Origin of the sequence: Arthrobacter sp. KNU-44, from assembly GCF_051843155.1 — a bacterium.
Lineage (GTDB): Bacteria > Actinomycetota > Actinomycetes > Actinomycetales > Micrococcaceae > Arthrobacter.
In genome coordinates this window covers 142,696-166,579 of sequence record NZ_JBPXNG010000001.1, presented here as the reverse complement: position 1 = coordinate 166,579, position 23,884 = coordinate 142,696, and the positions used below count along the sequence as shown (strand labels likewise).

The 23,884-nt window shown below is 60.5% G+C and carries 15 protein-coding genes and 1 pseudogene; 4 read left to right on the top strand and 12 right to left on the bottom strand.

The window, feature by feature from the left end:
- Positions 1 to 76: 76 nt before the first annotated feature.
- From ACSVHC_RS00695 to ACSVHC_RS00675, 5 genes and pseudogenes are all read right to left on the bottom strand, one after another.
- Positions 77 to 916: a MurR/RpiR family transcriptional regulator gene (locus ACSVHC_RS00695; protein WP_439180347.1), complete on the bottom strand. Its 840-nt coding sequence runs from the start codon at positions 914 to 916 to the stop codon at positions 77 to 79.
- Between the two features lie 426 nt (positions 917 to 1,342).
- Positions 1,343 to 2,377 (bottom strand): flagellar motor switch protein FliG, encoded by a 1,035-nt coding sequence (gene fliG, locus ACSVHC_RS00690; protein WP_439180346.1) that lies wholly within the window; start codon positions 2,375 to 2,377, stop codon positions 1,343 to 1,345.
- A gap of 462 nt (positions 2,378 to 2,839) precedes the next feature.
- A pseudogene (locus ACSVHC_RS00685) lies at positions 2,840 to 4,005 on the bottom strand (sensor domain-containing phosphodiesterase).
- 335 nt (positions 4,006 to 4,340) lie between these two features.
- On the bottom strand, positions 4,341 to 4,931 hold the full coding sequence (locus ACSVHC_RS00680) for a hypothetical protein (protein WP_439180345.1): 591 nt from the start codon (positions 4,929 to 4,931) through the stop codon (positions 4,341 to 4,343).
- Between the two features lie 443 nt (positions 4,932 to 5,374).
- Complete coding sequence (locus ACSVHC_RS00675) at positions 5,375 to 6,085, bottom strand: TetR/AcrR family transcriptional regulator (RefSeq protein WP_439180344.1); 711 nt, start codon at positions 6,083 to 6,085, stop codon at positions 5,375 to 5,377.
- A 100-nt stretch (positions 6,086 to 6,185) separates the two neighbouring features.
- Here ACSVHC_RS00675 and ACSVHC_RS00670 point away from each other — a divergent pair, with 100 nt between their 5' ends.
- Entirely contained in the window at positions 6,186 to 6,902 is a 717-nt protein-coding gene (locus ACSVHC_RS00670; RefSeq protein ID WP_439180342.1) for a hypothetical protein, read from the top strand.
- Positions 6,903 to 6,959: 57 nt separating this feature from the next.
- Complete coding sequence (locus ACSVHC_RS00665) at positions 6,960 to 7,742, top strand: hypothetical protein (protein WP_439180341.1); 783 nt, start codon at positions 6,960 to 6,962, stop codon at positions 7,740 to 7,742.
- Between the two features lie 666 nt (positions 7,743 to 8,408).
- Here the strand turns inward: ACSVHC_RS00665 and ACSVHC_RS00660 are convergent.
- From ACSVHC_RS00660 to aceB, 3 genes are all read right to left on the bottom strand, one after another.
- Positions 8,409 to 9,317 (bottom strand): GlxA family transcriptional regulator, encoded by a 909-nt coding sequence (locus ACSVHC_RS00660; RefSeq protein ID WP_439180340.1) that lies wholly within the window; start codon positions 9,315 to 9,317, stop codon positions 8,409 to 8,411.
- 15 nt (positions 9,318 to 9,332) lie between these two features.
- On the bottom strand, positions 9,333 to 9,932 hold the full coding sequence (locus tag ACSVHC_RS00655; protein WP_439180339.1) for a cysteine hydrolase family protein: 600 nt from the start codon (positions 9,930 to 9,932) through the stop codon (positions 9,333 to 9,335).
- A gap of 246 nt (positions 9,933 to 10,178) precedes the next feature.
- A complete protein-coding gene (aceB, locus tag ACSVHC_RS00650; RefSeq protein ID WP_439180338.1) occupies positions 10,179 to 11,846 on the bottom strand; it encodes a malate synthase A in 1,668 nt (555 codons plus the stop codon).
- A gap of 1,742 nt (positions 11,847 to 13,588) precedes the next feature.
- Between aceB and hisC the strand changes: the two genes are divergently transcribed.
- Positions 13,589 to 14,683 carry a histidinol-phosphate transaminase gene (hisC, locus tag ACSVHC_RS00645; protein ID WP_439180337.1) on the top strand — a complete coding sequence of 365 codons (1,095 nt, stop codon included), beginning with the start codon at positions 13,589 to 13,591 and terminating at the stop codon, positions 14,681 to 14,683.
- 800 nt (positions 14,684 to 15,483) lie between these two features.
- On the opposite strand, the gene ACSVHC_RS00640 is transcribed toward hisC, so the two are convergent.
- Both ACSVHC_RS00640 and ACSVHC_RS00635 read right to left on the bottom strand, forming a co-directional pair.
- A complete protein-coding gene (locus tag ACSVHC_RS00640) occupies positions 15,484 to 17,262 on the bottom strand; it encodes an ABC transporter family substrate-binding protein (RefSeq protein ID WP_439180336.1) in 1,779 nt (592 codons plus the stop codon).
- A 722-nt stretch (positions 17,263 to 17,984) separates the two neighbouring features.
- Positions 17,985 to 19,805, bottom strand: a complete 1,821-nt coding sequence (locus ACSVHC_RS00635) for an ABC transporter ATP-binding protein (protein WP_439180335.1) — start codon at positions 19,803 to 19,805, stop codon at positions 17,985 to 17,987.
- A 78-nt stretch (positions 19,806 to 19,883) separates the two neighbouring features.
- Between ACSVHC_RS00635 and ACSVHC_RS00630 the strand changes: the two genes are divergently transcribed.
- Complete coding sequence (locus ACSVHC_RS00630) at positions 19,884 to 20,240, top strand: hypothetical protein (protein WP_439180334.1); 357 nt, start codon at positions 19,884 to 19,886, stop codon at positions 20,238 to 20,240.
- 193 nt (positions 20,241 to 20,433) lie between these two features.
- Here the strand turns inward: ACSVHC_RS00630 and ACSVHC_RS00625 are convergent, their stop codons facing one another.
- Positions 20,434 to 21,537 carry an ABC transporter permease gene (locus ACSVHC_RS00625; protein ID WP_439180333.1) on the bottom strand — a complete coding sequence of 368 codons (1,104 nt, stop codon included), beginning with the start codon at positions 21,535 to 21,537 and terminating at the stop codon, positions 20,434 to 20,436.
- Complete coding sequence (locus ACSVHC_RS00620; RefSeq protein WP_439180332.1) at positions 21,534 to 23,075, bottom strand: ABC transporter permease; 1,542 nt, start codon at positions 23,073 to 23,075, stop codon at positions 21,534 to 21,536. Before ACSVHC_RS00620 ends, ACSVHC_RS00625 begins: the two co-directional genes overlap by 4 nt.
- Positions 23,076 to 23,884 lie beyond the last annotated feature (809 nt).

Below are 23,884 nucleotides of genomic sequence, written 5' to 3'. Positions count from 1 at the left end.
CGGCGGACTGTCAATGGTTGAACTGTCTCGAGGTGCCAACGTCGGCAAGCTGTTGGGTGATGTCTGGCCCGTGAGCTCATGCGCGATGGTGACCAGTCTGCATGGATTCGATTTCCGTCAGACGGTTACGCGCCGGAGTTCCAATATGATCGGCAAGGGCGGCCACAAGCTGCTCGACTACAGCCAAGGCCGGAACGTACGAATCGAAAGGACTCGGAGCTTCCACTCGTGCAGTAATGACAGCTTCGGCAACGTCCGCGGCCGGCGACATCCATGGATCGGTGAACAGGACAACGTGGGACCCGGAAGCGCTGGCCATATTGGCAAATTCGATGACCTCCCGGTCGTAGCGCCGAAAGTCAAAGACCACCAGAACGTCCCGCCGCCCCAGATCCAGTAACGCTGACATCCTCTCGTGGCCACCGGAGGGGATGAGCTGAACATCAGGGCGCATCAGCACAAGATGGGTGTTGAGGTACGCGGCCAGCACGCGGCTGAACCGTCCCCCCATGAGACGAACCCGCAGACGCATGTCTCCTAGAAGGTTCACCGCAGTCTTCAACTCCGCCTCAGGCAATGCCTCAAACGTCCTAACCAAACCGTCCACAAAAACCGCCGTGAAGTCCGAACTTATCCGCGGCGCGCGAGTGCCCGAACCAGGATCATCAAGCCGGCGCAGTGGCGATCCCATTTCTTCATGGACCTCACGCACCAGCGCCTTCTGGAAGGCCGCATAGCCCTCAAAACCCAGAGCGGACGTAAAACGCAAGACAGTGGGTGCGCTAACCTTGGCTCGCGACGCGAGGTCGGACACAGTCTCCAAACCTGCCGCCGGATAAGCCGCCAAAAGGGCCCTCGCGACCTTGGTTTCACTTGGGCTGAAGTTGCCAAATTGAGACCGCGTCAGCTCCGCCACAGATACCCCCAAGGAGCGCCCCGCTCCTGTTCCCAGGGCAGACTTTTCAGCTCTCGTCGCCTTATTCATCAACTGGTCCTCCACTACATCGGCCGCATACTGCGGGATTGTATGCCAGGGGGCGGAACCTGGGGCTAACCCCGCCACGATCTAACAAATTTTACATCCAGCCGGCAATTCAGGCCGGGATAGCAAACTTTTACAGGAACGTACTGGCCGCTCACCGGGCGGCGCAGACGCCGACTCACCGTGGGCTGGTCCGTATGGACGCCACGGCGTTCTTCTCGGTCCCGTACTGGTTCAGCCACCGGTACCAGGTCGCCTCGGCGACCTGGAGCTCTTTGGCACTCGGTGCTGGATGCCGCTACCCCAACGAGGTCCACTGCAGCTCCCGGCAGCCCTCAGCCGGCGTCAGCAAACACACAGTCAGTTAACATAGTCGTCTTCATGCGCGCGTCGTACGACCATGGTGCCGTTGGCCGTGCCTTCGCGGATGGAACGCACGATTTCCGATCGGGCTTCCTCCACCTGGGAGGCCCGCACGGGACCGGAGTGGGCCATCTCAAATTCCAGCATTTCCTGGTTGCGGGCGGATATGTTACTGCGGACCGCGTCGAGAATGACGGCAGGCGCCCCTTTCATCGCGATGGCCAGCAACTCCGGGCTAACACGGCGCAGGGTCTGCTGAATGTCCCGCCGTTCCAGTTTCACGATGTCCATGAAGGTCAGCATCCTGGCGCGGACTTCGCCCGCCAGTTCCGGTTCCAGGGTTTCCAGCCCGTCCAATACCGTGCGTTCGGTCCTGGCGTCTGCCCGGGTGATGATGTCCACGAGCGGCTGGATGCCGCCTACATTATCCGTGGACTTACCCTGCGAGATTACAGTGCCGGAACGCTGCTTCAGGACCTCAGCTACGATGCCCACGACCTCGGGGGCTACGGGACCCATCGTGCCGATGCAGCGGGCTACTTCGCACGCCAGTTCGTCATCGAGAGCGGCCATGACGGCGGAGGCCTTGCCGGGCCGCAGATGCGTGAGAATCAGCGCAACGGTTTGAGGCAGCTCGCCGTCGATCAGCTCCCGTAGTTGGTCCGGAGCCATCAGTTCCAGGAACTCGAAAGACTTCCCCGCCATAGTGGAAGCCAGCCGATCCATTAAGCCGGCGGCTTTGTCCGCACCGAAAGAGGCTTCCAAAAGTCCGGCGGCGATGTCCCGACCGCCCCGGGCGGTGCGTCGGCCGCTCGCGACGTATTCATGGAATTCGATGATTACTTTATCCGCCACTGAGGAGGAGACCTTGCGAAGCCGCACAATCTCCGCCGCGATCTCCTCGGCCTCGGCCTCGGTGAACTGTGCCATCACCGAGGCGCCGCTGGCCGGATTCATCTGCATGATAACAACGGCAACTTTTTGCGCCCCGGTCAGGGCGGGGGCCCCTAGGCCGGGCTGTTCAGTCTTCATACGGGCTGCCGTTCGGACTTGGGCCCACAGCCGTGTTCGGGATGCCGGCCAAGACCGGTCCCGCCGCTGCCGACTCCGATGGAGCAAACCGCATCAAATGCCATCAATATCTTTCCAATCTCGAGTAATGCCGGTTAAGTCTCACTGGACCGGGTCAACTACCTCTCCGGTGTTCAGCGCTCCTCGTCAGACTCTTCGCCCGGCTGTTCATCAGCGAAGCGAGCAGTATCCCGCGTACGGTCTCCACGACTGACCACTGATACCAACCCGCCGGTTGTGCTAAGCGGTGGTCTGGATTCCGCTGGCAGGGTTCGGCGACAAAGATCCTAAGCTCCAAATTCGCTGCATCGAGAAGGGGCCGTGCTAGCAGTCGAAATCATCGAGCTTATGGCGAATAGGGGCCTCATAGTGTGAGCATCTACGCGAGCGAGGCCGCGTAGATGCCTCCGTGTTTCGCCGGTGCTATGGGGCTAATCCCTGACTTGATGGTTGGCCGGCAGGGCGCACCCTGGGACCACGGATTCCATTCACTGCGGGAAATTGTCGGTGCCAGGAGACCCAAGTGTCTTGGTCAGTGGTTGGTGGCCCGAGTGCGTAGCCTTGGGCGGCGGCGATGCCAAGTCCGGCCACGGCGTCGAGTTCGGCCTGGTGTTCGATGCCCTCGGCGATGATGGCGGCACCGATCTGGGCGGCGAATTCGACCATCGTTGCCGCGAGGGCGCGTTGTCCGGAGTCGTTGTGAATGCCTGAGATGAGGCTCCGGTCCAGCTTGATGATTTCGGGTCTGATTTCAGTATGTGGCGCATGGAAGCGAAACCCGCGCCCGCGTCGTCCACGGCTATCCGCAGGCCGTCGGCCCGCAGCGGGGCCAGTGCTGTGATCAAGGGTTCGTATTCGGACACTGCGGTTTGTTCGGTCAGTTCCAGAACGAGCCGCCTAAGAGGAACGGGGGATCTCCGAAACAGTTCCACGGCACGCGGGTCCACGCACGTGACGGGAGAGAGATTGACAGATATGTACAGATGGCCAGGCACTGTCCGAACTGCATTGAGGGCCGAGTGGAGCGCGGCTAGTTCGAGCTCCACGCCCAGACCGATTGCATCGGCGTCGCCGAACACAGCCGCCGGGCCCCCGAGGTTGTCGGGGAATCGGGCCAGAGCCTCCACCCCGATGAGTGCCCCACCAGTGGTCAGGTGAATAGGCTGGAGGGCAGTCATCAAGGAATCGGAGGCCAGGATGGACTCAATGCGTTTCCTCCTCCGATCCCGGTCCAGACGCCAAAGGTCGTGAGGTCCGAGACGCCGGCTCGTTCCCTCATAGCCCGCGCCCCGGACGTCAGAATTTTCCCTGACTCTCCCGGAAACCTCCATCCACACAGGATCCCCGTTGCGGTGCCGGCAGCGCACGACCAAGCCCGTCTGGATTCGCCCCGGGCCACGGTCCGCACTCAGCGTGCGCCGGGCGTCCACAAGGGAACGGGTATCCATGACCAGACCACAGGGTTGGCCAACCAGCTCACCGGGCTCATACCCAAACAATGTCGCGCTGACGTTGTTTGAATAAGTGAACCGGCCAGCGGCGTCCACTGCCCACAACCACTCATGGCTAGTTGCTAGGACCGTGTCCATTAATTGGGCGGTTTTGCGTGCATCGGCTTGTTCATTGCACCGTTGCCGGGCTGCCCGCCCTAAGCCACGAAGGCCTACGATCAATGTCACGACAGCCGTGAGCGCCACGAAGGCTTGCAGCCCTGCATAGACCGGTGGGGTGAGCCCCCACACCGGCGTCGCGATTACCAAGGCGACAATGAGGACGGTCTGCGCCGCAAACGCCCAGAACAGCGCAACGCTTCCGGACGCGCAAAGAAGGGCCCACCAGTCCGCCGGCCCGCTCCGGGCGGCCGTTGCGGATCGGGTTCCGGTGTTGACCGGCGCAGGGTGCGTGACCGTATCCCATTTAGCCATCAGTGGGAGCCTCCCCCAGCAGTATTCGCTACGATCGGGGTCTCCCGCAGGGTCGGCCCATCCGTGCCGTTCCCCCGAGGCGGGCGTCCGGGTCCGGACTGCCGTCGTGGCCTGTACCGGCCGTTCCAGATGTGGTCGACATGAGCCGTCGCGGTCTTCAATTCGGTTGAAGACCGCGAAGGAGGAAGGCGAACTTGCGTCCGGCCCAGAAAGCCGATCAGGGGCACCCGGAGTCTACGGTCCGGGAGGTCACTGGAATCCAAGAGATTTTCGATCCCAAGGACCCGTTCCCTCATTTCTGCTGCGTGTTCAACGAAGAACACGATGAAGTCCGGGTCCTGAGCGTCGGTGACCAGATCCTCTTGCCTGTCAACTGCAGCTGATCCGTCCAGGGCTGACAGTTCCATGTCGCGTTCAAGACCGTTGATCCGCAACTGTTGAAGAAGCTGCCCGATGTCAGCCGTCACGGACGCCGCCGCCGACGCGTTTTCGGCCCAGAGACACATCCGCTCAACCGCCAGTTGAAGAGTGAGTGCCTCCAGCAGTGTCCGCTCCTTCCTCAGGATGTCGGACAGGCTCGTCATGTCCATGTGTTCTCTCGGGGTCCTTCGAGGTGGGCGGTGAACGTTGAATGGCAGTCTTCGCATTTCTTTGCAGCAATTAGCCGTCTGGATCGTGAACTCTCGTGGACGCACGATCAACGATCGAATGTTCGATCGTTGACCAGCCCGGCTCACCGCGACCGTCGAAGTTTCCGGCACGCAGGGCGCTCTGAAAGGGGCGATATCGGTTTGCAAAATCAATTTCACAACATGAAATGATGCTATACCCGGGCAACTCAACTGTCGACTCCCTAAATCTGCGAACGGCCGAATTCCTCCCTATCGGGATCACTAGTCAAGATCGAGCATCTATCCGCCGGCACCTGGCGCGGATTCGCAACGAGGCGCCGGCATCACGTCCAGATGCCTTCCGGTTGATTCGGTCAGATCCCGTCAAGTGGTGTGGAAGATGGCGGACCCGCGACCGGCGTTCAGGCCCGAGGCGTGGTCGCGCAGCTCGAAAGGGATTTCCGTGGGCGAAGCGAGCTGCCACTTTGCCGTTCGTCGGGGTTCGACGGTGCCGGCTTGAGCTGAGCGAGTCGATCAACAATCGCCGGCAGGAGTTCCTTCGGCCAAGGGAACGCCGGGAGGCTGGCTTGCAGGGCTACGTAGCCGTGGATACCTGCCCAGAGTGCGACAGCATCCTTGTCGGGCTCGGCGCTAGTTGAGTAGCCCTCCCGGACGCAGGAATTCAACGCGGTCGTGAGTTGATGAAAAGCCTCAGCGCCTTTCAGTTGGTCGACCGGCCGTGTTTGGGTCATAGTCGCGGTCCTTCGTGTTCCGTTGCGCTCGAATAGCACGCGGTAGCGCTGGGGGTGCTGCAGCGCGAAGTCCACGTAACTGGAGCACAGGGCGCGCAAGCGATCAAGCGCATTGGTGTGGGCGTTCATCCCTTCGACGAGACTGGCGGTCAGCTCATCGAAGGCCTCTCGGATCACTTCCAAGAGAATTGCTTCCCGGTCGGCAAAGTGGGCGTATATCGACGGCGCGGTGATCCGTGCCTTGCGTGCGATCGCGCGCAAGGTGACAGCGTCCTCGCTGCCCGTTTCCTCCAACAGTGCGTTAGCTGCGTTGACGATCTCAGCTCGAAGGTTGGCGCCCGCCCCCCGGGGATTTCTTCTTCTGATTCCAGGCTCTTTCATAAGATCACTGTACACGGTAAATAAACATGTGTATATTTACAGGCGTTAGATGATCCTCCCCCTCGGGCCGAACCCGCGCCCCGACAGAAAGACAACCGCAATGAACACTCCATCGATCAGCCCGGCAGCCCAGCCGACGGACGAGACATCGCCGAAATTGAAGGGAACCGCCACCGGATTCCTGCGCGGACGGACCGCGGCCGTTGCCGGAACCACCTTCGCCCTTTCCTGGCTTATCGGCCTCCTCCTGCCAGTACCGGACCTTGGATCTTTGGGAGCGCACGCTGCACCGAGGCTCTCACCTTCCGACACCCTTGTCTGGATGCTCCAGGAACTACTTATCCACGGTGCCGCCGGAGTGGCACTGCTGTTTGTCTTCGCAGCGCTCTATCGGCGCCTCAAACCCGGCAACTTTCGCACCCGGGTGGCCCTCGGCACGATCGGTGGGGCCGCTGTAGCTGTCTCGCTGGCCCAGTGTGCGCACTACCTTGTCACGATGCTAACCATCGACAGGTGGGCTGCTTCAGATCTGACTGGGCAAGTCCCGGTTCTCGATCGGATGGACGGACTCAAGATGGCCCTCTTGGGCCTGACGATACTTGTCGTCACGGTCGCGGCAGTGCGGTTCCGCAGCGGCCGGGCAACGATCGCAATCGGCGCCTTAGCGGCACTATCGCTCCTGGCCACAGGCATCGGGTTCATTGCCCTCATTCCGGAGGTGATGCAGGAAGCTGCCGTGTCGTTGATTTTGCTCATCGCATGGGTGCTCGTCGTGTCATGGCGACGACGGCCGATCGCGGGACCCCTCAGCCACTGACGCCCCGGGTGTGTGCAGGGCCAGCGTATTGATTGATTCGGAAAAGAAGGCAGAACCATGCAACGCGATCTCGTTTCCACGTCTCCTCGCGCCCCAAAGCGGGTGAACATTTCGGCCGACCGACGGTTGGGCATCTACGCGATGCTCATGTCGCGGGTCCTGCTCTTTGCTGGCTTCCAGTCCGTTGTGGCGATTCTGCTTTACCTCGCCGGTGACCGCCAGTCGTGGACCAGCTCAGCCGCGTGGTGGCCGCTCACCGCCACTGCAGCAAACGCCGTCAGCTTCGTTCTACTTCGCAGCAGGACCGTACGCTTCGGCACTGGCCTTCGTGGCTTCTATCGGCCCGTCCGCGAATCGTGGAAAAGAGACCTGGCATGCACCGCGCCGGTTGCTCTTGGCGGCGCCGCACTCGCCGCCGCGACGAGCATCACACTATCGCTCTGGTTGTACGGAAGCGCACAAGGCGGCTACAGCATCCTCGTCCGCCCTCTCCCGTTATGGGCGGCGGTGGCCGCGTTGCTCGTCTTCCCGCTCAGCCAGGCACTCACCGAGCTGCCCGTTTACTACGGTTACAGCCAGCCGCAACTCGCGATGGTCACGAGGCACGCATGGCTCGTGACCTTTGTTCCCGCATCCTTTCATGCCCTGCAGCACGTTGCCCTTCCGTTGGTCCTTGATAACACCTACCTGCTCTGGCGCGGCCTCATGTTCCTACCCTTCGCCGTGCTCCTCTCGTGGGCGCTCAAGAGGCGGCCTTCGCTAATGCCATATCTTGTTGCGGTACATTTCGGGCTCGACCTCCAAGCTGGACTTGGTCTTCTCTCGGTCGCACACGGCTAGTGGGCGATTTTTTGAGAACAGAGTCGACCACGCCCATCCGGGCAAACTGATATCCGTCGCCAAAAATCCTTGAACGGGCGTTGGTCGCGCCGCGAAGTCTCTCGAATCGACTATCGGCACCGAAATCTCGCCTGAGGTGAATTCCAAGTTCACGGCCGACGTCCTCGAAGAGGTCATGGCCTTGAGGAAGTCGACCTGATTCAGGCCCGGTCTAAATCAAGACCACCCGCATGGCGGGAGCGCCGGAGTCGCGAAGCCAGGTCACCTTGGCGCATAGGGCGGGAACAGGCGCCGCCGCCGGCGGGGGTCTACTTAAGGGGCACTCGCGGATGAACAGGGGCGGGCCGGGTGCCCTGCTTTCAGTGATGGTCGTAGAGATCCGATCACGAGATCCGAGCATCCTTCAGGACAGGTCTCAGCACGACCCAGGCCCGCACTCTGCAATGGGTAGCGGGCTTGATCAAGATGCGTTTGGCAGCCTGGAAATCGCAGGAAATCCGGCATGCGGAACGCGTTAATAGCCAAAACGGCAATCGTGGTCAGCAAAAAATCCGTGTCAAGACCTCATTCGTCCCGGAGGTAGAATCTCCGAAACAAGAATGGAACCTGGCCGGGGGGGGACCAGATGGTTCCGGGCGAAGATTTATCCACTGGGCGGGAGTCGGTTCAATTCCGGACGGAGCGGAGCCGACGTAGAGCGCGAGCGTCCTCGAAACCGACGGCCCGGGCTGCGTTCTCCATTGTTGTGCCATGGCTGAGCAGATGCTCGGCATGCTCAAGACGCAGGCTCTGCTGGTACCGCAGGGGTGTTAGCCCGGTCGCGATCTTGAAAGTACGCGTCAGCGTTCTCTCGCTTACTTTGGCAACCCGACTTAATTCACGAAGCTGAAGTTGCTTTGTAAAATCCGAATCGATGCGATCCTGTACCCGATGAACGACGTCATCAAGGTGACCCCGGTGGCGCAGCATCACGCTCTCCTGTTGCTCGTGTCCGTTCCTCCTGGCATAGATGACCATGTGGCGGGCGATGCGTGCGGCCGCGGCGGGTCCATGCCTGACTGCTATGAGATGCAGCGCCAGGTCGATGCCACTCGCAATTCCGGCGGACGTGAGGATCCCCCCGTCGTGGACATAGAGTACATCTCGAATCACCGAAGCTTTCGGGTAACGCACCGCAAGTTCAGCCTGCAGTTCGTGATGGGTCGTGCATCGCCTGCCGTCCAGCAGCCCCGCCCATCCAAGAGCGTCCACTCCGGCGCATATGCTCACTACGGTTCCACCACGTTGATGATGAATTCTTAGGCCCTCGAGCATCGCAGTTCCAAGCCGCCCGCGGAAACCGAGTGTGGGGGCCCGCCAGCCAGGAACAACGAGCAAGTCATCGGTTGTCAGCTCCGGGAATGAAGTCGCTGCCCGCAGGGGAAGTCCCTGGGCTGTTACGACTTCCGCCTGTTCGGCCACATAGGCGAGTTTGTAATCAAACCCGAGATCCGCCGCGGTCGAAAATACCTGCGCAGGACCGGCCAGGTCCAGCAGGTGCACATCCGGAACTAGAAGGAAGGTGACGACAGCCATGGTGCTGGCGGATGTCTAGTTGATCGAAGCGGGTTGGGCGGCCACTTCGTTGATCGTGCAGATCGTTGCGAACCTCCCGGCCAATGCGTATTCGGTGCGGCGGACTATCTCCTCTGTTGTCAACGTGAGAGGGTCTGCGAGGATTTCCGCGACGCTACGACCCGGAGGGGCGTCTCGGTGCTCGATGGGGGTGGTCGCCGTGGCGTCCACGACGTAGGTCATTTTATAACCAAGGTCGGCTCCGACTCTCGTTGTCGTTTCACAGCACTGCTCGGTTCGGATGCCGCTGATGAGCAGGTCGGTTATACCGCGTTGCGTGAGCAATTGCTGCAGATTGGTAGTGGTAAAAGCGTTATGCGAGGTCTTCGTGATGATGGGCTCCCCCGGTAGTGGTTCAAGGCCAGCCATCAGCCGCACGAATCCGCGGTCGGGGTCGAAGAGCCCGCCGCTTCCGGGCTCTCCGTCAAGTATCCAGACCACAAGGTGGCCTTGGGCCCGGCACGCCGACACGAGCCGATTGGTGCGGTCGACGATGTCGGGATTTGAAGCCGCCTCCCAAATGGGTTGCTGACGGAAGGATTCCTGGACATCAATTACGATCAGTGCTTTTTTCATGACTCGAGCGTATTTGCAGGTCGAGGTGCAGCGGAAGGTGCGATATGGTCCGGATGCGGACCGATCTGGTCAGGATCAAAGCGCTTCAGTAGATTGTGGCGCTTCCACTGAGCCAACTCAGGGTCGGCCCGCCCGGAGAAAACCAACCGCTCCTGAAGTCCAGTGTCGTTTTGAGGGTTGGTTCAGGCGGTCGCAGCTTTCGAGTGCAACGGTCGGCATGCATCAAAGCCTTCGCACACGGTGGAGTCACCCTTCAATGGGCACTCCCCGGACCCACACCGCCGCTGGCGCGGATTCCCTGGCTTCGTGCAGGTAGCGGTCGTAGGCGGGCAGTGTCAGGAATGCCGGGAACTCGATGCTGAGCGTGACCTCCTCGAAGACGTCCCGGGCGTCATTGAAGCGGTCGTCGTCGAAGCGTTCCAGGCGGGCGAACTCTTCGTCCAGGAGGTCGTTGACCCATTCACGGGTGATGAGCTCGCCGGTGTCGGTGATGGCGTGGGAGTAGATCCACTGCCACAGCTGTGAACGGGAGATCTCCGCCGTTGCCGCGTCTTCCATGAGGTTGTGGATGGCCACGGCGCCGTTGCCGCGCAGCCAGGACTCGATATAGCGTATGCCCACTTCGATGTTGTTCCGGATGCCGGTCTCGGTGATTGTTCCCTCGGTGGAGGCGACGTCGATCAGCGCACGGTCGTCCGGGGTGACATCCTCGCGTGAGCGGTCCAGTTGGTTCGGACGGTCGCCGAGTACGCCGTCGAACACTTCGCGGCACACCGGAACCAGATCGGGGTGCGCGACCCAGGAACCGTCGAAACCGTCGCCGGCTTCGCGGGTCTTGTCAGCGCGGACCTTCTCGAACGCTGCCGTGTTGGCGGCCTCGTCCTTGCGGTTCGGGACGGCAGCGGCCATGCCGCCGATCGCCATGGCGCCGCGGCGGTGGCACGCCCGGACGAGTTGCTCGGTGTAGGAGCGCATGAATGGCTGGGTCATGGAGACCTGGGCGCGGTCCGGCAACACGAAGCGGGGGCCGCGGGTGCGGAAGTTCTTGATCACGGAGAAGATGTAGTCCCAGCGGCCGGCGTTCAGGCCCGAAGCGTGATCGCGCAGCTCATAGAGGATCTCCTCCATTTCGAATGCCGCGGTGATGGTCTCGATCAGCACCGTGGCGCGGATGGTGCCCTGCGGGATGCCGAGGAGGTCCTGGGCCTGGATGAAGATGTCGTTCCAGAGGCGGGCCTCGAGGCGGTTCTCGATCTTGGGCAGGTAGAAGTACGGGCCCTTGCCCTGTGCGAGCAGGCGGCGGGCGTTGTGGAAGAAGAACAGCCCGAAGTCGACCACGCCACCGGCAACGGGCTTCCCGTCGATGAGCATGTGCTTTTCCGGCAGGTGCCAGCCGCGCGGACGCACCACGATGGTGGGCAGCTCCTCGGCGGCACGGAGCTTGTATTCCTTGCCTTCCGGTGACGTGAAGTCGATCCGGCGTTCCAGCGCATCGGTGAGATTCAGCTGGCCCTGGATGACGTTGCGCCAGGTGGGGGTGGAGGAATCTTCCATGTCGGCCAGCCACACCTTGGCGCCGGAGTTCAGCGCGTTGATGGTCATCTTCCGGTCAACCGGCCCGGTGATCTCCACGCGGCGGTCCTCCAGGCCGGGTGCCGGGGGAGCGACGCGCCAGTTCGGATCGTTCCGGATGTCCGCCGTCTCCGGAAGGAACCGCGGATCCTGGCCCTTGGAGATCTGGGCGCGGCGTTCCGTTCGGGCCTGCATTAGTTCCAGCCGGCGGTCGGCGGTGGCTTTGTGGAGCAGGGCGATGAATTGCAGCGCGTCCGGAGTGAGGACCTCGTTCTGCCGGTGGATGGGCTGTCCGGTCAGCGTGATGTCGTTGATCCTGAAGTCTTCGGTGAAACTGTTCATGGGAGTTACTCCTTGGAAAATGTTCCCCACCAAGCATCACCAGAAGGCGTTCCGGTGCCAGAAAAGCGTCTGATGCTGCCTGCTTGGGGAAGATCTAGTGGAACTGGCCTTCTTTGGTGGATCCCACCAGGGCAGAAACACGGGGGCAAAGTTCAGGGCTCCATGGAAGCCGCCTTCGCTCGTCGCTCCTTCTGTCGCCGGGCTTATCTCGGGTTGGCGCCGCCGTGCCCATGTGGTCTGCGAAGATCGCCATTGGTCCGTCCTTGTCTTAATCACTACGTCGTTCAAGTATCAATGGGCGAGCTATTCGTATCCAGAAGTAAAACAAAGAGTGGATAATCAGCAGAAAAGCCGCATAAATCGTAGACGTATTGTCAAATTTGAGACGAGTTGAGGAGGGGGCGTGGACGGATGGCTGGGGGATGCGTCTTTCAGGCCCTCGCCACGGCGGCGAGGCCAATATGTGGAGAAGGAATTATCGGTGCGGAACTGGCGCTAGACGTGCCCGACCCAGACTTTGTGATTGGTATTGAAGGTCGTACGGGCCCCTGCTAGCCGTGAAACGTGATGTCCGTGGGGAGCATGAGAATCTGGACGGCTGAATTGCGAGCAGGCAAAGGCAAATGCGGTTCAGCCGACGCCAGCGTTTCCAGGCGTAGCCGCCGAGAACCGCCGGTTCGTTCAAGCGTGAGTTGACAGCTCTTGGACGATTCGCGCCGAGAGGTCGAGGTCTTGGAGATTATGGACGGCGAAATGATGGAAGGACGTTTGGTCGGCTTCATGGACTTGAGCTGCGTCGTGTGCCGCACCGAAGTCAGCTTCCTATATGCGTCTTCACTCCCGGTTCAGGACCACGTTCAAGTCGAGCCTGCTACTGGGTGGCTGGTCTTAGACGGGCTGTTGCCCGGAGTGTCGCAGACGGCCGCGAAGCGCGCGCGGGCCTCGGTTGCCGGCTGGACACGGTCCCGGTTGTTCCATTTCTGAACCACCGTCCTGCCCAAAGTCGCTTGACGAAAACCATAGAGGGACTCCAGCGGGTGGGGTTCTCTTGGCCGACCTGGGACATTCTGCCTTCCTCTCGAGCTCGTGGCGATGCCATATGACAAATCGTCTTGGAAATCAGCCGATTCTTGAGCATTTTTCCAGGTTTTCGTAATTCTATGGATACGAACAGGAATAGTTCTGCATAATACGGTTACATAGCTTATTCAGTCTTTACACTCCTTCTCGAATGAACCGTGGCCGACCGTCTATGCCCGTCTCTAGATGGGTCTGGGTAGTCCCCGCGGTTGCAATGCTCCCTCGGCCCAGCGATTCCAGTGCTCAACCCGGCCGGGAACGCGACCCACTGTCACCAGCACGGGCTGCCTTGATCTTTCGGCTGCCTTTGTTTACGGCTGGCATGGCAAGCATCACGCTGGCCGCAAGAAGAGAACAGATTGGACGCATCGCCCCCCTCGTGTAAGGAATGCAAATGCGAAGAAGCTCCGTCCGCCACTATGGCGGGGAGAGACTCAGGCCACATCATCGACGTGCGATGGGCAACCAGAATCTCGGACCATGGCTTGTTGAAACAGCCATGAACGACGGCAGTGAAGTATGGCCCGAGTAGGGCCGATTCTTTGATCGCTACTGATTGAGAAAACCGAAGCCCATGACACCCTGCGTGGTTAACCCCAAAGAAGACCACCACTGGGGATAGCCCCATGGGCACGGGCCAAATGAAACAAGTGGAGGAATAAGTGTCTGATAGATCAACAACGCCGGTACTCCGAGCTGCAGTATCGGATTTGCCTGGCTATGTCCCGGGGCGCCCCGCAGAAACCGCTCTGACAGCTGCACTAGCAGCGAATGAGAGTCACTATGATCCTCTACCGTCGGTGCTCCGGATCGTGCAGTCCGTTGCAGGGCGGATGAACCGATATCCCGATATGAGTGCAACCGCACTCCGGGAACGAATCGCCGACTACAATTCGGTGGCGCTTGACGAGGTTGCAGTGGGTCCCGGCAGCGTCGGCGTCTTGCAACAAATAATCCAAGCCCTTTGTGATCAGGGGGACGAGATAGTTTTCGCGTGGCGCTCCTTCGAGGCGTACCCGATCCTTGTGCGACTCGCTGGAGCAGTGCCGGTTCCCGTACCTCTGGCTCCTGACGAGAGCCATGACCTCGACGCGATGTTGGTTGCGATCACAGCGCGAACCAAAATTGTGATCCTGTGCACGCCAAACAACCCGACCGGCGTCGCTATCAACCACGAAGCTCTTGAGAGATTCCTTGTCCAAGTGCCTGCGCACGTTCTCGTTGTGATTGACGAAGCATACGTAGAATACGTCTCCGCAGCTGACAGCTTTGCAGCCACGGATCTCTATCGCCGTTTTCCAAATGTGTGCATATTGAGGACATTCTCCAAGGCCTATGGTCTCGCCGGGCTTCGCGTTGGATTCGCAATCGTACGACCCCACCTTGCCGAAGGTCTACGACGTGTCGCGATACCCTTCGGCGTCACCGCCCTTGCGCAAGGCGCGGCAATAGCGTCCTTGGACGCCCAAAGCGAAATCCGGGACCGTGTCGAGTTCGTCGTGGCCGAACGTCGGCGGATCATTGAGAATGTCCGCTCCTTCGGGCTGGACGTCCCTAAGAGCCAGGCAAACTTCATATGGCTGCGCACCGTTGAACCAACGCGAGAGAAACTCATCCGAGCCTTCGCCGACGCCGATGTCCTTGTCCGGTCGTATGTCGGCGACGGAGTCCGCATCTCCCTTGCTGATCCCATGACCAACGATCGGTTTGTGCACGTCCTTGGTGCGTTCCAACATGCCGCGAGGTCGCTGGGCTGAAGCAGCTGTCCGCCGGCCCTGCGTCTCCCCCAGGTGTGTCCTTCTTGCCTGAAGGCTGACGGCGCGGGGAAGGGAAGATAACGCTTGTAGTCGAGGCGACAAACGTCGAAAGTCGCCCTACAGGGATACCAGATGCAAGTCGAGACGTTTGAATGGGACAGGGGTAGAAGAGGCATTCTGCGCAGACCCCAAGCAATCTCGAAGTACACCTCAAAACTGCGAGGGACCGGTACAACCTCACCGCCGAGCTGCTGTCTCGTCCCGAAGAAGTCCGAGCCGCTCCACACGATGGCAGGCAGCACGGCCCCCGGCACGATCCGGCAAGCATAGGACCAGCTGGCCCTCGGCATGCTTTGGGAGTGCTAGCGCTGCTTCAATGCGCAACTCAATGACTGATTGGACGCCGCCTCGCCCCTTGCCGACGGCTGAAGCCTAGGCAGCAGATCGTGCTCGACTCCACCTAGAGCTTCAGGGCCCGTTCAAGCAGAGAGCGTTCCCAGCAACACGACCTGACCGCCGAGTCACTGATATGGCAGGGCCTTCACCAGTGACTACCAGTAGAAAAATTTCAGAGCCGCCTACTCGTTCACATGCCCCTCCGCCGGGCGTGGAGGCCGCCACAGAAATAGAACCTCGGAATTCGGGCCATGTTCTTGACCGGGCCGATCCCAGAGCCCGGCTTTGGCCCGCGGATGATACGGCAACGCCCGGGCATCGTCAGAGGGTCTGAAGAGAAGGCGTCGGGACCGTGGTGCTCTGGTCCCGACGCCTTCCCGGCAAGTGCTAATTACCGGGGTTGGCTACTTCTGAGCCCACTCCCAGAAGTTCCACCAGACACCTGTCTGGGTCGGCATGTACTTGACGCCGGTGATGCGGTCGCTATAGGCGTCGACACCCACACCTTGGAACAGCGGGAGGCCGTAAGCGGAATCCCAGATCTTGTTGTCGATCTGCTTGGAAAGATCATCCTGCTTGCTGCGGTCGGTGGTGACGATGAGATCCGCCATCAACTTGTCCGCACCCGAATCGCTGAACATGTTGAAGTTGGACCCATTGTCAGACTTGAAGATCTGCGGAATGCCCGACACGCCGACCCCCGGGTTGCTCCAGCCGAAGATGGTGGCATCGTAACCGCCCTTGCCCAGAGCCTTGCCCCAGTCGGACTTGCCCAGACCGCCGTCGACGATCTTGAAGCCGGCCTTGCTGGCGGATTCGCGGATCAGCGAGAAAGTGTCAACACGGTTCGGGTTGTCCTTGTTGTACATGATGCGGATTTCCGGAGTGGCACCGTTGAGAAGCTTCTTGGCACCATCGATGTCGACGTCCTGGTAGGCCGAGGAGCCATTGTTCTTGGCGGAATCCGCGTAAGCAGCCTGCTGGGGCACGAAGATCTGCGAGTCAAGCGGTTCCGCGTTCGGGTCAAGCTTCCCGACAATCTTGCTGACGATGTCCTTGCGGGGCACAGTCTTCATGAGCGCCTCGCGGACGTTTTTGTCGGCCAGCGGGCCAGAGAAGTTCAGATCCAGGTGGTCGTAGGCCAGCTGGTTGCCCTGATCAACCGTAATGCCCTGGCTTTCGAGGGCCTTGAGCTGGTCCACGGTATCGGTCGATGCCTGGGGGGCAACGATGTCGGCCTCACCATTCTTCAAGGCCTGCACCTGGGCGGCGGAGTCGCCGATGTACCGGACAGTGATTTCGTCCAGGTTGGCCGTCGGGCCCCAGTTGTAATCCTTGTTGCGGACCATGGTGAGGGACTGGTCCTGGTTCATGCTCTTGACGATGTAAGGACCGTTCGAGAGGAACAGGGTCGGGTCCGCGGGAAGCGTCTTCGTATCGAAGCCGGTATTCCACATGTCCGACATTGCCTTCAACTTCGGGTCCGCAGGCAGGGGTGCCTTGGAATCTCCGCGCGGCTTGCTCTTGAAGAAGTCAATCAAGGCCTGGGTGTCGCTCAGGCCCGCCTTCTTGGCCAAGACGTGGGCGGGGACGTCGATGGTGGGTCCGCCGAGCGCGATTTCCCAATCGGCGAACGGCTTCGAGTACTTCACGGTCATGGAGCGACCATCAGTTCCAAGCTCCGGGAAGTCGGTCAAGGCGAGGCCGGTCGAGTCGCCGGTATAGGAAAAGTACGACGTTCCGGTCTTCGCTGTTGGGTCGGCGTCGTCGTAGTAGCCGGAGAACGCCGCCCACTGCAGGAGCAGGTCTGCGGCCGTAACGGGCGTGCCATCGGACCATTTGACACCATCATTGATCGTGTATTTGACGGTCAGCGGGTTGTCCGAGACCTTTTCCATCTTGCCGAACTTATCGTTGTGGACGACGTTAAGTCTGTTGTCGATATAGTAAAAGCCAGAATGCGTAGCATAGCTGATCTTCTCGTTGATATCAGTGTTACCATCGGCCGTGTTGGGATTGAACGTGTTCAATGCGTTCACCTCCACAACCGTCACCGATCCGCCTGTTTTGCCTGCTGCTGCAGCCGTCGGGGTTGACCCGCCGCTGCCGCCCGCGCAGGCACTGAGGACGATAGCAGCTGCTGCGGCCACGCCCAATGCTGTGGAAATACGACTCAAGCGCATTCCGCCTCCTTGTTTCTGTGGGTTGGGTGAGACCGGTGCCGTAGGCGCCGGAAAGATAAGCCACTTCCCTAGTGGAAGTAGGGCGCGTCTCACGTGGATAAAATCGTAAATCCAAAATAGAAAAGCATTTGCGGAAATTTCCCTAACCATAAAGCTTTTTATCGAACTGCAACATTTATTCAAATTCCAAAGGCAATATTTAGCAAAAAATATTGATGCTTGAGTACTCCAAAATGAAAGTGCTGCACAACAGAGAATTTCCGATTCGGAGAATCGGGATTTCTAGCGTTGATACTTAGTTGGCTCAATTGGTTGGTGGAATGCCGCGACATTATTCGTTGAGGTGGTACTCCAACAACGTCGCCGTCGGCCATGGATCTCGCTTCGATCAATCCTCGAAGAAGATGGGTCTTGGCCTTGATGGAGCATTGCCGGAAGGTCGTTGTGGATGACACCAAGCTTGCGCTGCCGTGTCGCCCTGGGGGGTCGGTACGTCTCCTTCGATCGGGGGAATGGTTATTTTGATGGCATCGAGATCGGTCGGGATTAGCTCCGTCCAGGAAGTTGACCGAGATTAAAGACAGCCGAAAATGTACCGTGATAACGAATTATTTTTCATCTAGTTTGAGATTTATCAGATATGCCCGGCCTCCCTTCCGCCAGAACCTCGTGGAAATCCGGCTACCTTTGTATGATTCTTTGACGGTCCCGGTTCACCGCGGTTAACTGGGGCCTGCTGCAAGCAGTTGCGAGCGCAATTCACGGCGCTCACGTTGCTTGTCCGGATCCGGCAGCGGAACTGATGCCAGTAGCCGCCGGGTGTAGAGATCCCGTGGGCTCCGCAGGATCTGTTCCCGGGGCCCCTGCTCCACGATCCGGCCACGCTGCATCACGCAGATATGGTCGGCGAGCACGTCCACGACGGCGAGGTCGTGTGTGACGAACAGGCAGGCAAAGCCCAGTTCCCTCTGCAGGTTCTGGAAGAGGTTGAGAACCTTGGCCTGTACGGACACGTCCAACGCCGAGGTCGGCTCGTCAGCGACCATCAGTTTCGGCTGGAGTGACAATGCCCGGGCGATTCCGACGCGCTGCTTCTGGCCGCCGGAGAGTTCGTGAGGGTACCGGTTGCGGTAGTCGCGCGGGAGCTCGACCTGGTCCAGGAGTGCCTCAATCCTTTTCTGCAACTCGGCGCCCTTGCCCACTCCGGCAAGGTACATCGGCTCTCCGATGCTTTCACCAATGGGCAGCCTGGGGTTTAGAGACGATGACGGGTCCTGGAACACCATGCCGACATCCCGGCGCGTGTCACGAAGCTGCCTGCCGTTCTTCTTGGCGAATGAAATGTCCTGGCCCACGACCCTCATCGTGCCGGCGGCCACCGGCAGCAGGCCGACCGCGGCCCTACCGATAGTCGTCTTTCCGGACCCGGACTCCCCTACCAGGCCCACCACTTGCCCGGGATAGATCAGCAGGTTGGCGCCCTCCACCGCCCTGAAGGCACCCACACGACCCTGCTTCGGGTATTCGATCGCGACGTCGATCAGCTCCAGCACGGGACCGCCAATGGGCCTGGCAGCGCTAGCCGACGCGTGTGCTGCGGAGTTCCCGCGCTCACGGATCAGCAGCTCCTCGACCGGGATTCCGGCCTTCGTAGCGACGACAAGGGCGGCAGCCACCTCGTCGTTGTCCGCGGAATCCGAGCCTCCCTGCCCGAGGTGCGGCACCGCGGCCAGCAGTGCTTGGGTGTATTCGTGCTGCGGGTTATGGAAAATCTGTCTGGCCGTGCCGGTTTCCACAATCAGTCCCTTGCGCATGACGGCGATCCGGTCGGCGAGGTCCGCCACGACGCCCATGTCGTGGGTGATCAGCACAATCGCGCTATCTAGCTTGTTCCGCAGGTTCCGCATCAGATCCAAGATTTCAGCCTGGACCGTCACGTCCAGTGCTGTGGTGGGTTCGTCGGCAATTAGGAGCTTGGGGTTGCAGGAAAGGGACTGCGCAATCATGGCGCGCTGACGCTGGCCGCCGGAGAGCTGGTGCGGATAGGAGCGGAACGCTTTCTCGGGGTCCGGCAGTTCCACCAGCTCCAGCATTCGCAGGGCCCGCATCCAGGCTTCATCGGGAGAGACTTCATTGTGCAAGCGGATCGTCTCCACGATCTGCGCGCCGACGGTATAGACGGGGTTCAGCGCCGTCATGGGCTCCTGGAAAATTACGGCAACGTCCTTGCCGCGGACCGCCCTGATATTCGCCTCATTGGCCCCCAGCAGCTCCCTGCCTGCGAGTTTGACGCTACCGGTCACGCGGCTGTTGCTCGGAAGCAGGCCAAGGAGTGCCATGGAGCTAGCGCTTTTGCCCGAGCCTGACTCTCCCACGATGGCAAGCACTTCACCGGCGCGCACCTCGTAGTTCAGGCCAGTAGCAGCCGGTATCCATTTCTTGTCCACCCCGAAGTCGACGTTCAGGTCCCGGACCTCCAGCACGGTTTCACCTTTGCCGGGCGCCGGTGACACAGGTGGATCGAGAGTGACGAAGTCAGTCATTATGGGGCTTTCCTTCCGCCGGGCCGCCGGAGCATTTGGGTTTGGTGCCGCGGCTGGGAATACTGATCTATTAGGGGAATGAGTTCTGCGTCGCACGCCGGAAACGTTGATGCCTTCAAGGCCCGAACGAACCTCTGGTTCGCACTACTGTCCTGGGCGGTGAACGCTTTCGGCTTCGCGGTCACGGTCGTGATGGTGCCCGGAGCGTCGATTGTCACTACCCTGTTTGAGTTGATCGCCTTTCTGGGCTGGCAGATCTTCCGGACGCTCGTGCGTGACGGCGGAGTCACCTTGGAGAACCCGTTCGGGTCCATCGTGGTCTCCTGGTCAACGCTGGTATATGTCGATACGCGCTTTGCGCTGACACTGAACACGGTAGAGAAGAGCCACGCTTCCCTGATCCGCTCCGGCTCCCGGGATTTAGGGCGGCCGTAATGGGGGCCACGCGCGGCGGATCGTGCGCACCAGATGGCATGACCTGGTGGAAAGCGGCCAGGTCGCCGCCAGTACAGCGGGCGGGGTGAAGGTGGCTTTCCGCTGAGCAGCGGCCAGCGCCATCGTGCTTTGCTCGGCGATTAGCTACTGGGCCATCATCGCCCAGTGGGGCGTACCTGAAATGAGAGGACATCTACTCACCCTTGGTTACGTCAAGAGAGGAGGCAGCGGTGGTTTCCGGAGAAAAGCGCGCTGATCCCTTGGCCTTCCTGGCATCGAATTTCTTCTGGCGCGGGTCAAAGGCGTCGCGCAGTCCATCGCCGATGAAGTTAATGCTCAAGCAGATCAGCACGATGAACAGGCCCGGAAACCAGAAGAGCCAGGGGCGTGTGGCAAAAGCGGCCTGGTTCTGTGAGATAAGCAGTCCCAAAGAGGTGTCCGGAGCCTTGACTCCGACGCCGAGATAGCTCAGCGCTGTCTCGGTGAGAATCGCGGCCGACATCGTGAGGGTGACGTTCACGATCACCACGCCCACCGCATTCGGCAGAATGTGTTTGAAGATAATCCGGATGTTACTTGCCCCGGAGATCCGCGCCGCATCGACGAACTCCCGTTCGCGCAGCGAAAGGAACTCTCCCCGCACTAGACGGGCCAGCCCTACCCAGCTGATCAGGCCGAGAAAGATCCCCAGGACGAGGACGCCGTTGTTGCTGGCGAATGAGGCGAACCAGCTTCCTTCGTCTCGTCGGCCGGCCAGCTGTGCCATCACGGCCGCCAGGAGCAGGGTCGGGACAATGATGATGACATCGGTAAGGCGCATGAGGACGGCCTCCATCCAGCCCCTGAAGTAGCCGGAAAGGGCCCCCACTACCACCCCGATCAGACCGGCGATGAGACCCATCACGATCATGACCGTGATCGACTGCTGGGCCCCTCGCATCGTCATCGCGAAGAGATCCCGCCCGATCCGATCCTGGCCGAAGGGGTGTTCGCCCCAGGCCGGCGGCCAGAGCGAAGCCGTCGGCGCGCCGCCGTTGACGAGCGGCGAAACATCTTCGTGGCTGTGTTTCCACCAGCCGGGGATGCCGGCATAGCCGACAGAGGTGAATGCAGTGATGAAAATGATCGCGAAGACCACGAGACCGATAATCGCGCCCGAGTGGCCGAGGAAGCGTTTGCGGACGATCTGTCCCTGGCTGAGGCCCTTGGCTTCGAAGATGGGTTCAATGCCAGCCGCAGCTTGCGGCAGGCTCGCCTCTTCGGCGATTATTTCGTCCTGCTGACTTGTCTGGCTCATGCTTTTACCCTTACGCGTGGATCAAGTGCGGAGTACGCAAGGTCCGCAATGAGGTTGAAACCCATGGCCGTAATGGCCACACAGACGAACACGCCCATGACCGGGTTGGGGTCGACATGCTGGATGCCGTCAAGAAACAGGAAACCCATTCCCCGGACCGAGAAGACCGACTCCGTGATGACGGCGCCGCCGATCAGACCGCCGATGTCGAAGGCCACAATCGTGGCGATCGGGATCAGGGCGTTGCGGAAGGCATGGCGCATCACCACTGTCCGCTCGGGCAGGCCCTTGGCACGGGCGGTCCGAATGTAGTCCATATTCATGATTTCGAGCATGGAAGCACGCGTGAAGCGGGTGTATCCCGCCAGCGAAATGAGGATCAGGGCCAGTGTGGGGAGGATCAGGTGCGTGAACGAATCGATGCTCAGGACCCAGAAATTGCCTTCAATATTCGGAGTGCTAGCCCCGATGGTGGCGATGGGACGGCCTCTGACCAAGCTGTTGTTGAAGTAGCTGGGCCACGCCTGCATGTAGCGGTCCAGCACAATGAGGAATCCGACGAGGAATGAGGTGATCGCCGCTGCGCGCATCGACTGCCCACGGTCGTAGCCTCCCATGAGATATCCGATGCCCATCCCGACGAGTACCGCTGCGATAGCCAAGAGCAGGATCATAAGGAAGGTGGCCCCGTCCAGCACCGGCTGGATGACGAAGTAGAAAACCAGGCCCACACCGACTGCGATCAGCGCCGATTGCAAAGCCTTCCTGTTCTGCAGCCCGGCTGAGAGCAGCGTGACGGCGAAGGCGATTCCGGCGCCCGCGATGGCGATGACCACCGGCCCCAGCCCCGGCGTCTTGAACCACTCAATGGCCGAGAAGTAGACAAGTACGGCGGTTACAAAAGTCATGGCCACTCCGCCGGCGAGAAGCCTCCGCTTCATCCCGCCTCCTGCGGCGACCGCGGTCACCACGCCAAGGCCCGCGCCGATCGCCAGGGCCATCGGCAAGGGAATGTTGGGGTCCCGGAGGAAGTTGTTGAACCCGATGGCGCCGAATTCTTTCAGGAGCACGGCTACCCAGAAAATCGGAAGGGAGAAGAACAGGAATGCCATGAAGGTCACACCGTAGTCGAGTGTGCTGTACTGGCGCAGGGCGGTGACGATTCCCAGCGTGATGCCGACCAGGATGGCGAGCACGGTGGCGCCGGTGACCAGCATCAGGGTCTGGATGAGCGCGTGCCCCAAGGCATCGGTGACCGGCTGGCCGGCAATGTTCTTGCCGAGGTCGCAGGAGTTGGCAAAGGGAACGAGGCATTGCGCCGCTCCACCCAGCCATTTGAAGTAGCGCAGTGGGGCTGGGATGTTAAGCTGCAGCAGCTCCGTCCTGGCGTCCATCAGCTGCCGTTTGTTGGGAGCGTTGCTGGCGCGGTATTGCTCGAGGGGGTCCCCGGACGCCGCTGTCAGGAGATAGACCAGATAGGACGCGCCAAGAAGAATAAGTGCAGCGGTGATAAGCCGCCGAAGGATGTAGGGCACCATGGAAATTGAACCTCGGAATTCGGGCCCAGATTTTGACCGGGCCGGTCGCGGTGGTGGGCCGGGTGCCGCCGATCATGCGGCAGCCGTGCCGCATCGGCGGGGGTTTCGCCAGAAGGCGCCGGGCGGTGGGGCTTGGCGGGATTTCGATTAATTCAGAAGCCCGGCTCGTCCGGTACCCCGCTTCCAGCTGTAGAACAAAGTATTAGTGCGGCAGCACATGCGACTACGTCCATGCAACCCAGCACTGGGGGTGCCAGCGGGATCCCGGCTAGGAGAGTCCTGGCAGATTCAGGGTCCGCTCGAATTAGAGCGAAGCTTCAAACGTTTGTCCGTGGGGAACCTCGACGCTAAGAGCAACGCTGTAAAAGCAATGGTCATGACGGGTGACGAGTATTCCGCACTTCTTGCCTAAAGCTTGCGATATTAGGATCTCCACAGCGTCGTCCAAGTCGGTTTGAAGGCTGGCCGCCTCGCGGGCTTTGACATGGACTGTATCCGTGTCAATAAGACAGAGAGTCATTTGGCGTAGTTCCGTATGGTCTGGCCAGGGCATCGATGTACCTTGGCTGGCTTGGTGGATAGTGCCTGATACAACATGTTTGGTTGCCGCAACAATCCGGGCAATTGCATGCTGCATTGAGTCTGACTGGATATAAAGCTCCGCGCCCGAGTCAGCGCGCCGGGTCTGCTCAGGAGCCACCCACACAGACAGAGGGCGTGCTCGAAACGTGTCTCAACTATCCGAAAGGAGACCGTCCGTTGTCGGAAATCACGCCACGGAGGAGCGATCAGCACCGGCCGGCGCGAAT